The organism is Vibrio sp. 1731 (assembly GCF_033339955.1).
GTDB classification, from domain to species: Bacteria; Pseudomonadota; Gammaproteobacteria; order Enterobacterales; family Vibrionaceae; genus Vibrio; species Vibrio alginolyticus.
This window is the reverse complement of the sequence record NZ_JAWOVO010000004.1, coordinates 37,750-49,037: the sequence shown is the minus strand read 5'-3', so window position 1 is coordinate 49,037 and position 11,288 is coordinate 37,750. Positions and strand designations below refer to the sequence as shown.

Genomic DNA, 11,288 nt, shown 5'->3' with positions numbered 1-11,288 from the left:
CAATCGTTTAACATCCATAAAGAGATGCTCACTTGCGCACTACCCCCAATGAAATGAAAATGTAAGGATTAACCATGTCAGGACTGCGCACCCTAGGCGAGTTCATTGTCGAAAAACAAGCGGATTTCCCCCACGCTAGCGGTGATCTATCATCCCTTTTAGCCTCCATTCGTTTAGCTGCAAAAATCGTTAACCGCGAAATCAACGCAGCGGGTCTCGGTGATATCACTGGTGCTGTAGGCACGGAAAATGTCCAAGGTGAAGATCAGCAAAAGCTCGATGTTTACGCGAACGATAAGTTCAAAGCCGCGCTTGAAGCTCGTGATCAAGTGTGTGGCGTTGCCAGTGAAGAAGAAGACGAAGCAGTTGCGTTCAATAAAGAACTCAACCAAAACGCCAAATATGTAGTACTGATGGACCCACTTGATGGTTCTTCTAACATCGATGTGAACGTCTCTGTTGGTACTATCTTCTCGATTTACCGTCGTGTTTCTCCAATCGGTACTCCACCAACTGAAGAAGACTTCCTACAACCTGGTCACAAACAAGTGGCTGCGGGCTACGTAATTTACGGCTCCTCCACCATGTTGGTATACACAACTGGTAACGGCGTAAACGGCTTTACTTACGACCCATCTATCGGCAGCTTCTGTCTTTCTCATGAAAACATGATGATTCCTGATGATGGTAAGATCTACTCCATCAACGAAGGTAATTACATTCGTTTCCCTCAAGGGGTGAAGAAGTACATCAAGTACTGCCAAGAAAACGTGCCAGAAGACGGTCGCCCATACACTTCTCGCTACATTGGCTCGCTGGTTGCTGATTTCCACCGCAACCTACTGAAAGGTGGTATCTACCTTTACCCAAGCACACAAAGCCACCCACAAGGCAAGCTACGCCTGCTTTACGAATGTAACCCTATGGCATTCCTCATTGAGCAAGCTGGCGGCATTGCATCGGACGGCGTGAATCGCATTATGGACATCAAGCCTACTGAGTTGCACCAGCGTGTACCTTTCTTTGTGGGTTCGAAGAACATGGTTCGCAAAGTTGAAGAGTTCCTTGAACTGCACCGCGACGAAGAATAATTTCAGACCTTTGTCCAACGCGGCAGGTGTTTACCTGCCGCGTTTTTGTCGCTAAAGTGAAACGCGAATTTATCATCAGATGAAACCGCTTTTGTGTGACTCATCGTTAATGAAAAGGAATATTCTAATGAGCTTAAACCATGTACCAGCAGGCAAGTCGCTGCCTGAAGATATCTATGTCGTTATCGAAATTCCTGCAAATGCAGATCCAATCAAGTACGAAGTAGATAAAGACTCTGGTGCTGTATTTGTCGACCGTTTCATGTCTGCACCAATGTTCTACCCATGCAACTATGGCTACGTGAACAATACCCTGTCTCTTGATGGCGACCCAGTCGACGTATTGGTACCAACACCATACCCACTCATGCCAGGTTCAGTCATTCGCTGCCGCCCTGTTGGCGTTTTGAAGATGACAGATGAATCGGGTGAAGATGCAAAAGTGTTTGCGGTTCCCCACTCAAAAATCTCGAAAGAGTACGAGCACATCCAAGATGTGGACGATATCCCAGAACTACTGAAAGCGCAGATCACGCAATTCTTTGAGCGTTACAAAGAGCTTGAAGCAGGCAAATGGGTGAAAGTGGATGGTTGGGCAGATGTTGCTGCCGCCAAAGCTGAAATCCTAGAATCTTACGAGCGCGCTCAGAAAAAATAAGCATCACTGCTGATACAAAACTAAAAAGAGCTGCTCTAGGGCAGCTCTTTTGCTTTCATCTTACCTGTGTCAACTAGATAGGTGCGCCTGCTGAAGACATTCGTCCAGCGTCGTAGTCATGTTGAAAGAAGGGGTCAACATCATCACAAATGCCAAAATACGGCCGCCCGATAACACCGAGCATATAAGCACTTTGCTCGCAATACTCTTGCTTGCCTTGCTGGTAACCCGCTTGATAAGCCATTATCAGTTCTGCCGTCGCATGGTTAACATCATCCAGCTTCGCAATTCGCTCCTCAGATAACTCCCGTAATCCATCTAAAGCTGACTGCTTACCAAACACTTGCCAATCGGTCACATTATTCGAAGTCGGTAGTGTTGTTTGTGCGCATGCAGCAAGAAGCAACGCCATTACTCCAATTACGAATGCTTTCATCGTGACTCCTTAGTGTTTAGCTCGTTGCTATTGATAATGTCAGTATAGCTCACACCTTTTGACACCAATCGCCGGAAGCGATTTCTTCGGTTAATTGCTCAGTATCTTGATATAAGTAGATCCAAGCTTGGCCAAACGGCGTAACGATGCTCTCTCGGCGATATTCCACTGGCACATCTTCCAACTTATCTAGCTCGGATAAGGTTTCATCATCAATCAGATACACTTCACCTTGAATCGAGCGTTGCCCATCAGACAACGCTGGATAAGGGCCTAAGTCATACATTGCAAATTGAGCATCCGTTTCATGTAAACCAAGAAACTGCGCCGAGCGCAAATACTGATGGTTGTACTCTCCCTTGCGTAACGTGCCGTAGACAAAAATCAAATGCTGCATAACCACTCCTTAGTCATGACTGTGTATGCTTAGGTTAAAGCACTTTAATCGAACTCAAACTGATAGAGTAGGTCAACGGCGCTATCTACACCAGATACCGCTTCTAAATACAAGTCTTGCATCAATCGGTAACGCACAGTGAACTCACCTAGGGAGTTAAAGATGCCGACACCATATTTCACCTGCAAACCTGGCAGAATATAACCACTCACCGTCACTTGCGAATCATCGCCCGAACCAGCAGTGTCCAGCTGTAAATCCTGTACGCCAAAGGCTTCACCGATTTCACCAACCACACGACCACTCTTCGCCAAGCTTAAACCAATTAAGGTAGTCGTCATTGCATTACCACCGGCTTCACCATCAATATCTTGACCACGAAGTAGATAAGAAAGTGCATTGGCTTGGTTCATCGCGGGCTCTGAGAAAATTTCTATACTCGGATCAGATGCTGGGCCCGACACTTGTACCCCCGCAATGACATCATCTTGGGTATTGTCTGGATTACGAATCGCTTTGATAGACAAGTAAGGTTGATCTGGTGGACCATTCATCAGAATCTTACCTTCTTTAATCAATAAGTCCTGACCAAACGAACGATAAGAACCATCGACAACATTCACTTCACCAACGATGAACGGACCTTTGTCTTTTTGTGTCACGTTTAGGCTCCCTTTCAACCCACCTTTTAGGCCAAAAGCGGCAAGTTGGAAGTCATCACCAATTTTAATGTTGATGTTCGTTTCCACATCAAACGGCATCGCAGCCACATCGTCCACTGGCTGCAAGTTTTTATCGAGAATAACGGTATCACTCGATACGCCTACTGCACTTGGTGGAAGCTCTTCGACGACAATTCTTCCCCATGGCAAATTAATATCACCCTCAATTTTCGCAAGCTGAGGGGTCACATCTATTGTCATGTCAGGCTCAACTTTGATTTTTACCATTGGAGGCACATCAACATTGAGCTCTTTAGCAAATACACGCGCTTTAGTGCGCCAGTTCTGTAAGTCCTGCCAGTCGGCATCACCGGTAACGTTCAACTCACCATCCGGGGTTAGAATTCCGGCATCCAAGTCCGCTTGATGGCCTTTAAAGTTGATGACGACCTGCCCTGAGTTTATATCTATCGGTGTGACTTCACCCTGTAGCTTCATTTGGTCAATCAAGAACTGACCATTCACCTTCGGATGCATGACGTCACCTGATATCGCTAGGTCAGTATTCATGTTTGCTTTAAACAAGCTGTACTCACCAATCAACGGTGCCAAGAAATCCAAGTGGAACGTAGAGAGTGAAACCTTACCATCAATAGTGGGCTTTTCAGACGAGACATTCAGTAAAGAAACCTTACCAGACAAGTCACCGTTATCTTTCACATCAAATAGCCACTCGGCATCAAGCTTGTCTTTCGCTAATGCTGCTTTAAAGTTGAAGCTTTCCCAACCGACTTTAATTGGCTGTTCAAGCGCTTGTTCAACTTGGCCTTTTGGCATATTGACACTTAAGGTTACTTCAGGCTTTTTCTCTGGTGCCCATTTAGCAAAAGCCTGTGCATTAACCGAGCCTTGCAGCTTGGTTTCTGACGGCAGGAATTGTTTGATTTGGTCAAAATCAAAATCATTGATGGCTAACTTCGCCTGGCCACTCTTACCGACACTAATGTCTTCGGTTAGACATACGCTCGACTCCGCTTGCAACCAACAATGCGCTTGAACGTTCGCGATCTGTTTGTCGATATTGACCTTCACCGCGGTCGATTTTTGCAACGCCCACGGGCCTTGTTGCGAGCTCAGCGTCAAGCGGCGCAGCGCCCCATCCCAAATCATTTCTGGTTTCTGCTGGAATGTCCCTTCAATTTCTAAACTGGTCGACACTAGGTCAGACACTACATCGAGCGTAAGTTGATGCAGTTTTTCATCCCCAGAGACTTCAAGGTCAGCACTATCAACTTTTATGTCGTCATAGGTAATGTTGTTCGCAATAAGGCTTATGTTCGCTTTTGGTGCTGGCAGAGGCTTCACATCACCCTTTAAAGTGATCGTTTCTACGTTCGCCTGTTGCTGCCAGTTTATCTGATTTAAAGCGAGAGCAAGATTGATGTCTGGTTCTTTCAAGCTACCACGTAGTGCGACTTTACCTTGCATTTTACCTGCAAGATCCGGAACACTTTTCGCAAAATCAGGGAAGTTAACCTCAACATCCATCAGAATTTGCTTATCGATCTTACCCTTTGCACTCAGTTGGTTTGGACCATGAGAAAGCGCTAGACCCTGAGTGGTAAGTTGGATGTCTTCGCCTTTGCCGTTTTTATCAGACGCTTCAAGTTGCCCTTCAACATTCAGCGGATACCCTCGCAAAATGCCGTCAATGTCTAACTTAGGCAAACTGACTTGCCAGCCGCCTTGTTCTGTTAACGACCCCGAAGTCGAAAGGTTACCGCTGATATCCCCTTCAGCTTCTTTCCATTGTAAACCTGGTTGAATGTTTTTCAGGTTCAAGTCAGCTTGCCAGTTGATTGGCGCGGCCCAATTGGCCATGACTTTCCCAGAGAGTTCGCCCCCTAAGGTTTTCACTACAAGGCTTTCGAGGTCAATTTGCTCTAGCGTACCTTTGCCGTTTAGTGCGACATCAACGGCGGGAATATCTTTGCCCGAAGCTTTGGTTTCTAATGCGACTTCGTAGCCATCAAGTGAGCCTTTTGCCGCCAAGCTTGGTACAGAAACCTGGTAATCGCTTTGTCCAAATAGCGGCCATTGCGCCTGTACATTTTTAATCGCGACATCAAACGGCAACTGTGTTTTAAGCGGTTGAATATCACCTTTGATCTCCGCTTGTACAAGCTCAGAAAGCGTAGCATTTAGTGACAAATCACCAACCGAACCCGAGACCGAAAGCGACAGTTTTTGTCCCTTCGCATCCGCTTGCTTCACTAACGCGTCCAATTGCGCTTTGATAGGGTAATCAGAAGAAAGCGTCACTTGTGTGCTCAACTTGCCTTCCACTTCTGGCATGTCGAGCTCTAACGTTTTGACATCAACACGTTCACCGCCTGCTCTTGCAACCAAACCAAGATGATTGACGATCACTGGCGTTTCACCCGCCAGTTTGAAATTGTGAATATCAAGACGACGCGCTTCAACCGTCAGTGGAATCCATACTTCGGGTAACACAATATCTTGCGGCGTAACGTCAGTTTCTTTCGGCTCCTCGGCAGCCGCTTCAGGTTCAGCCTCACTTGGTGCTAAAGCCACATTAATGTCTTTCAACGCGGTAGGTGCAATCACCAAACGATCACCCTGCATCGACAAAGCGGTCGAGAATGTTTGCCAATTAATTTGATTGCCCAGCACATTGACATTGATGTCATTAAAGCTGACTTTATTAACAAAAATTGGCACTGGCGTACTGATAGAACGCAGTGGTGGTGTTTCCTCTTGCTCCTCGGTTGCTGGCGGTAGCTCAGGCATCTTAAAGTCAAGCCCCTGCAGTCTTAACTCATCGACACAGACCTTAGGGTCAAAGAAACAGCGGAAGTTCACTGCCAAAGCTAAACGCTCAACTTTGGCGTCGATATTCAAAGACTCATCGACAAAACTGACGTTATGCAGTTCGAAGCGAGGAAACAATGAACCCTGCACTTTTTCAATCTGCAATTGTGGTAATGCTTTTTCAGCTCCCCACAAGGCAAATTTGAGGCCTGGGTGGGTAAACAAAACTGTCGCGACAATAATGATGAGCAACAGCAATAGGCCAATCAAACTGAGCGACAGCCATTTGGTCCACTTAAACATCATTTTGATCATAGCTCAGGCCCCAATGAGAAGTGGATACGAAACTCTCGTTCTGGTTTTGCATCCAACCCCCATGCAAAATCAAAACTAACAGGGCCCACCGGAGACGCCCAGCGGATACCAACACCAGCACCTGATTTCCAATCTGGTGTTTCATTAAACGCATCACCAATATCGTAAAACGTTGCAGCCCACCAGTTTCCATAAACACGATATTGGTATTCTAATGTACTGCTAACAATGTATTTACCACCCGTCAAAGCACCACTCTCATCCACAGGTGAAATAGATTCATAGCCGTAACCACGAATATTATTGTCACCACCTGCGAAGAAACGCAGCGACGGTGATAGCTTTTCAAGTTCATCGGTAATATTCGCACCACCTTCTAAGCGGAACAAACCACGATGATTCTCTCCAATACCACGAATCCAAGAAGTCGAGCCAATTAAGCGGAGCACTCTAGTTTCAGAAAGCATAGCGGTATCACCATACTCAATAGTGATGCTTTGCTTGTCTCCCCACATTGGCATATTGCCCCCTCGAACCCTAGTCCGAGAAAATGTCGCACCTGGAAGTACGAAGTTGAATTCATCATCTTGTAAACCTTGCGTAAAGCTCTCGTACAAATGACGAACATAAACGGTATTATGCCAACCACCGTCTGCTAACCAATGACGCTCCACTGCAAGGTTAGACTCGATACTCTGCGTGTCACGGTTGTCTAGGTTTTTAAGCCCATATTGAACTTGATAATAATCGTTAGCGACATCTTCTAAAGGAATTTTGTAAGAAGCAGTCACGGTTTGCTCTGGCTTAGATAGGGATAAAGCGGTGTTGAAACTGTGTCCTCGGGAGCTCACCCAAGGTTTCTTCCACTTCAACGTCCCTCGAACGCCGACATCCGTTGAGTAACCAATACCCGTCTCGATCTGATTCTTGGAAGCAGGAGATAAAGACACTTTAATTGGCAAGTCTCGGCCATCATCAAGCCTATCCAATTCAGGCTCAACAAAAACTGAGGAAAACCACTCCGTATTTGATAGCTTCTGGTTAAACTCGCCCAGCTTCGAAACGTTGTATGGGTCCCCTTCTTTAAAAGGTTGTAATGATGCGACACGATCTTCCCAGATGTGGTTGCCAATAAAAGAAACGTCGCCAAAATTGAAACGTATTCCACTGCTGTAGTGCAAACGGACATTAGCTTCGTTCAGATCAGGGATAACCTCTAATCGACTTAGCGTAAACTCACCATTGAAGTAACCACGCTGAAGCGCCAAGTTACGAATGCCTGACTTAAGGCTGTCGTATTGGCCTTGATTCAAAACTTGACCAACTTTGAGCGGAGAGCGCTCAATAAGTTTTGCAAACTCTTCATCGTCCTTGGCCTCTCCAGTGATGGCCACATCCATGACTTTCACTTTCACTGGCAAGCCCGGCTTGATGAGCACAATTAACTCATCATTCGCTTCAGGAATAGAGTATGAAATTTTTGCATGATAATACCCAAGCGCGTTAAGCGCTTCAGTGATACTTTGATCTAATCTCGCTTGAAAACGCAGAGAAGTGGAGTAATCCTTCTCTGGAATAGATGATAGATACGCACTGACATTCTCTTCTAAAGCGCCATCAATGCCTTTCAAAGTCAAAGAAACATCGGCATAGGCACCATGAGAAAAGGCAAACAGGCCAACAATGGTGGGGAGAGCTTTTTTTATCATGCTTTTATGGCTGAATGAGGTTAAGTAAACGTAAATAATGATAACGCCAATTAGATTCTAAGTCTGTAATATTAATAGGTTTAACGCGGTCTATGTCATCACAGCATCAGATACAGACGAAATGAAAAAGTTCGCAAATTTAAGACACGTATTGAAGGACAAATACCATGCTCAACAAACAAACATTGATCAGTATAGAAGATGCCTTGCCAGGTAGAGATCAACCAATGCAGATTGACGATCATCATTTTGTAAATAAATCTAACCTAAAGGCGCCTCTTGCGTCACACCAACAGCAGATTTTGCTCGGAATGGGCTGTTTTTGGGGCGCTGAGCGCGTATTTTGGCAACTCGACGGCGTTGTATCTACTTCGGTCGGTTACGCTGGGGGGTACACACCCAATCCCACGTATGAAGAGGTCTGTACAGGTAAAACGGGTCATACTGAAGTCGTACGAGTCGTTTTCGATGAACGCGTCATCTCATTAGAAAAGCTACTGGCTGTTTTTTGGGAAAAACACGACCCAACTCAGGGAATGCGTCAAGGTAACGACTTAGGTACTCAATATCGTTCTGCAATTTACACTTATTCGACGGAGCAGCTCGAGAGCGCAGAGAAATCGAAACTCTTGTATCAGCAAGCACTGCAAGAAGAGCAACGCGCGAACATCACCACCGAAATACAACCAGCAGGTCCGTATTACTTTGCGGAAACCTACCACCAGCAATATTTGGCGAAAAACCCTGATGGTTACTGTGGCATCGGAGGAACGGGAGTTTGCTTCCCACCAAGCCTCCAAGGATAAACCTAACCAGCAACAAAAAGAGCGACCGATATGGTCGCTCTTTTCTAAATCTAAGTGGGTACCAAGCTAACTAAGCCGATAATGATGCTATCACTTGGTTGACTTCTTTAAAGATGGTGAGCCTTTTATGATCGTTGACGTCAGGTAGTAACACTTTGCCATTGTCGAACTGAAAACAGCCAACCCCCAACAATAAAAAACTGACCTTTGAACAACGTTTTAACAAAACGGGCCACTTGTAATGGTCGATATACAGCAAACTCACGTAGCATAACTCACCTCAATTCCTTTGAGAAAACACGGATTGCTTATTTTTCCTCTGCAATCTTAATGCGCAATTTGCGACGGAACTCATTTTAGCAAATTCTAAATATAACGCAAGATTACACCACTCCATACGTTAAATAAATGTTATCAACGGTCCTACAAATTTCTAGGTTCTGGATATATACTGGAAGCTTCCAAACCTCGTACGGAATATAACAATATGAAAACTAAGACTCTCCTACCTCTATTACTGGCCTTAACGCCAAGCTTGACCTTTGCACACAACTTGTCAGTGGGAAAAAGCGTTCCTCCTGTCAATGTTGCCGCTTACGGCGAGATTGTTTTACAAGGCGAAGGCGTTGCATACCAACCCTGGGCAACTCAACATATGCAAGGCAAAGTTCGTGTTATTCAAGCCATTGCAGGCCGTAGCAGTTCAAAAGAAATGAATGCCCCTTTAATGTCGGCAATAACAGCGGCAAATTTTCCACAAGAAAGCTACCAGACCACAACTATCATCAACCAAGATGATGCAATTTGGGGGACAGGCTCTTTCGTGAAGTCTTCAGCTCAAGACAGCAAAAAAGAGTTTCCTTGGTCATCCATGGTTCTTGATGAAAATGGCGTAGTTGCCAATACTTGGGGCCTGAAAGAAGAAAGTTCGGCCATTATTGTTCAAGACAAAACGGGCAAAGTTCTGTTCGTCAAAGAGGGCGCACTTGAGCAAGATGAGATAACAAAAGTCATTGAGCTTATTAAACAGAACATCTAGCTTCATTGAATGGCTCCTTGTTCTTGTTGTAAGGAGCTATATGAATTTGATTAGAAGCATGGGCAGTGATAACTCTGCTCTTTATAAGTGCGACACTTCCATCAGAGAGTATTACCAATATTTTTCGGCACGTATGTGTGGAGTTAAATTTTTCTGCTAGCCAACAAAAGAGTGAACTTTTATTCATTATGGGTGTTATATTATAACAGTCGGTAAGAGGAGCTCAGATGTACCACCACCAGCAAAAAACACTAAGATATTGGTATCGCACTGCTTTATTTTTCAGTGTTGCGTTGCTGATCGCTTGGAACTTTGCGGTTGTACTCCATCAAGTCGATCTGACGCCCGACCATCATACCCATCATCATTGCCAATTGTTTTCTGGTGTTCAGCACGGTATAGCAAAGGTACAACCTACCCTCTCTACACCGACTTTTGCGCGCGCCCAGCATCATCATGTTTTTTTGCATCTCGTGTACGGCGAAGAAGTTCTTGGCGCTGCTCGTGCCCCTCCTTATTTTGCTTAATTTCCAAACTATTCCACACTCAAAATTATTGAGTTCATTCCCGCACCTAGTGTGTCAGGGAACAATAACTTAGTGAAACTCGAATCTGAGCAATACCGCCTTTGGTTAATGCCAGTAAAATTAGGAAAAATACAATGTCATCAAAACACGTTTTAGCCCTTGCTATTGGCCTCACTTTATCGACAGCAGCGAATGCAAACGAATACCGCCAGCATGGTGCTCATGTGCATGGTCACGTCGAGTTTAATATCGCCCAAGATGGCAAAGATCTGTTAGTAGAGATCACAGCTCCTGGAGCTGATGTTGTGGGTTTCGAACATGCTCCAGAAAACGCACAACAAGAGCAAGCGCTTAAACAAGCCGTCGCTACACTCGAAGACAGCAACGCATTGTTCGCTATTAACTCACAAGCTGATTGTAATATTGAAGAAGCTTACGTGAGCCACAACCTAAGCGAAACTCATGAGGAACATGATCATAGTGAGCACGACCATGATGACCATGCACATCACGATCATGAAGGACACGAACACCATGATCATAATGAACATCATGATAAACATGACCACCATGACGATCATGATGAGGCGCACGATCATGGCGGTCACGGTGAATTTTCGGTGCAATATCGCTTCAATTGCGAACAAGTTAATCAGCTTAGCCAAATCCAAACCGATTGGTTTAACCAATTCCCAACTACAGAGTCCATCAGCGTCAATATATTCACTGATACCATGCAATCAGCAATTAAATTAAGCAAAGATAACACCCAAATCGTAATCAAATAACACGAGTGGCGTGTAAGTACCCACTTAC

At 45.1% G+C, this 11,288-nt stretch carries 10 protein-coding genes and 1 pseudogene; 6 read left to right on the top strand and 5 right to left on the bottom strand.

Features of this window, described 5'->3' with window-relative positions; genetic code table 11:
* The first annotated feature begins 74 nt into the window (after positions 1-74).
* A complete protein-coding gene (gene fbp / locus R7035_RS06325) occupies positions 75-1,091 on the top strand; it encodes a class 1 fructose-bisphosphatase (protein WP_005383114.1) in 1,017 nt (338 codons plus the stop codon).
* A gap of 127 nt (positions 1,092-1,218) precedes the next feature.
* Positions 1,219-1,749, top strand: a complete 531-nt coding sequence (gene ppa, locus R7035_RS06320; RefSeq protein WP_005379635.1) for an inorganic diphosphatase — start codon at positions 1,219-1,221, stop codon at positions 1,747-1,749.
* Positions 1,750-1,822: 73 nt separating this feature from the next.
* Here ppa and R7035_RS06315 read toward each other — a convergent pair whose 3' ends face one another.
* Genes R7035_RS06315 through R7035_RS06300 form a run of 4 tightly spaced genes read right to left on the bottom strand, consistent with a single transcriptional unit; the run spans position 1,823 to position 8,100 of the window.
* Entirely contained in the window at positions 1,823-2,185 is a 363-nt protein-coding gene (locus R7035_RS06315; RefSeq protein ID WP_065274122.1) for a DUF2799 domain-containing protein, read from the bottom strand.
* A gap of 49 nt (positions 2,186-2,234) precedes the next feature.
* Positions 2,235-2,582 carry a gamma-glutamylcyclotransferase gene (locus tag R7035_RS06310; protein ID WP_054576638.1) on the bottom strand — a complete coding sequence of 116 codons (348 nt, stop codon included), beginning with the start codon at positions 2,580-2,582 and terminating at the stop codon, positions 2,235-2,237.
* Positions 2,583-2,626: 44 nt separating this feature from the next.
* Entirely contained in the window at positions 2,627-6,391 is a 3,765-nt protein-coding gene (locus R7035_RS06305) for a translocation/assembly module TamB domain-containing protein (protein ID WP_065274121.1), read from the bottom strand.
* Positions 6,388-8,100 (bottom strand): autotransporter assembly complex protein TamA, encoded by a 1,713-nt coding sequence (locus tag R7035_RS06300; protein ID WP_053349698.1) that lies wholly within the window; start codon positions 8,098-8,100, stop codon positions 6,388-6,390. Before R7035_RS06300 ends, R7035_RS06305 begins: the two co-directional genes overlap by 4 nt.
* A gap of 167 nt (positions 8,101-8,267) precedes the next feature.
* On the opposite strand from R7035_RS06300, the gene msrA reads away from it, so the two are divergent.
* Positions 8,268-8,906 carry a peptide-methionine (S)-S-oxide reductase MsrA gene (gene msrA, locus R7035_RS06295; protein ID WP_005379620.1) on the top strand — a complete coding sequence of 213 codons (639 nt, stop codon included), beginning with the start codon at positions 8,268-8,270 and terminating at the stop codon, positions 8,904-8,906.
* 70 nt (positions 8,907-8,976) lie between these two features.
* On the opposite strand, the pseudogene R7035_RS06290 reads toward msrA, so the two are convergent.
* A pseudogene (locus R7035_RS06290) lies at positions 8,977-9,178 on the bottom strand (DUF1107 domain-containing protein).
* A gap of 215 nt (positions 9,179-9,393) precedes the next feature.
* Here R7035_RS06290 and R7035_RS06285 point away from each other — a divergent pair.
* From R7035_RS06285 to zrgA, 3 genes are all read left to right on the top strand, one after another.
* On the top strand, positions 9,394-9,945 hold the full coding sequence (locus tag R7035_RS06285; protein ID WP_213960810.1) for a YtfJ family protein: 552 nt from the start codon (positions 9,394-9,396) through the stop codon (positions 9,943-9,945).
* Between the two features lie 227 nt (positions 9,946-10,172).
* A complete protein-coding gene (locus R7035_RS06280; protein ID WP_132936729.1) occupies positions 10,173-10,472 on the top strand; it encodes a DUF2607 family protein in 300 nt (99 codons plus the stop codon).
* Positions 10,473-10,606: 134 nt separating this feature from the next.
* Positions 10,607-11,260, top strand: a complete 654-nt coding sequence (zrgA, locus tag R7035_RS06275) for a zinc uptake protein ZrgA (RefSeq protein WP_085569684.1) — start codon at positions 10,607-10,609, stop codon at positions 11,258-11,260.
* Positions 11,261-11,288: the final 28 nt, after the last annotated feature.

What these genes read in the sequence shown, in the direction of transcription:
- fbp (WP_005383114.1), top strand. Translation starts at nt 75, where the DNA reads ATGTCAGGACTGCGCACCCTAGGCGAGTTCATTGTCGAAAAACAAGCG.
- ppa (WP_005379635.1), top strand. Translation starts at nt 1,219, where the DNA reads ATGAGCTTAAACCATGTACCAGCAGGCAAGTCGCTGCCTGAAGATATC.
- R7035_RS06315 (WP_065274122.1), bottom strand. Translation starts at nt 2,185, where the DNA reads ATGAAAGCATTCGTAATTGGAGTAATGGCGTTGCTTCTTGCTGCATGC.
- R7035_RS06310 (WP_054576638.1), bottom strand. Translation starts at nt 2,582, where the DNA reads ATGCAGCATTTGATTTTTGTCTACGGCACGTTACGCAAGGGAGAGTAC.
- R7035_RS06305 (WP_065274121.1), bottom strand. Translation starts at nt 6,391, where the DNA reads ATGATCAAAATGATGTTTAAGTGGACCAAATGGCTGTCGCTCAGTTTG.
- R7035_RS06300 (WP_053349698.1), bottom strand. Translation starts at nt 8,100, where the DNA reads ATGATAAAAAAAGCTCTCCCCACCATTGTTGGCCTGTTTGCCTTTTCT.
- msrA (WP_005379620.1), top strand. Translation starts at nt 8,268, where the DNA reads ATGCTCAACAAACAAACATTGATCAGTATAGAAGATGCCTTGCCAGGT.
- R7035_RS06285 (WP_213960810.1), top strand. Translation starts at nt 9,394, where the DNA reads ATGAAAACTAAGACTCTCCTACCTCTATTACTGGCCTTAACGCCAAGC.
- R7035_RS06280 (WP_132936729.1), top strand. Translation starts at nt 10,173, where the DNA reads ATGTACCACCACCAGCAAAAAACACTAAGATATTGGTATCGCACTGCT.
- zrgA (WP_085569684.1), top strand. Translation starts at nt 10,607, where the DNA reads ATGTCATCAAAACACGTTTTAGCCCTTGCTATTGGCCTCACTTTATCG.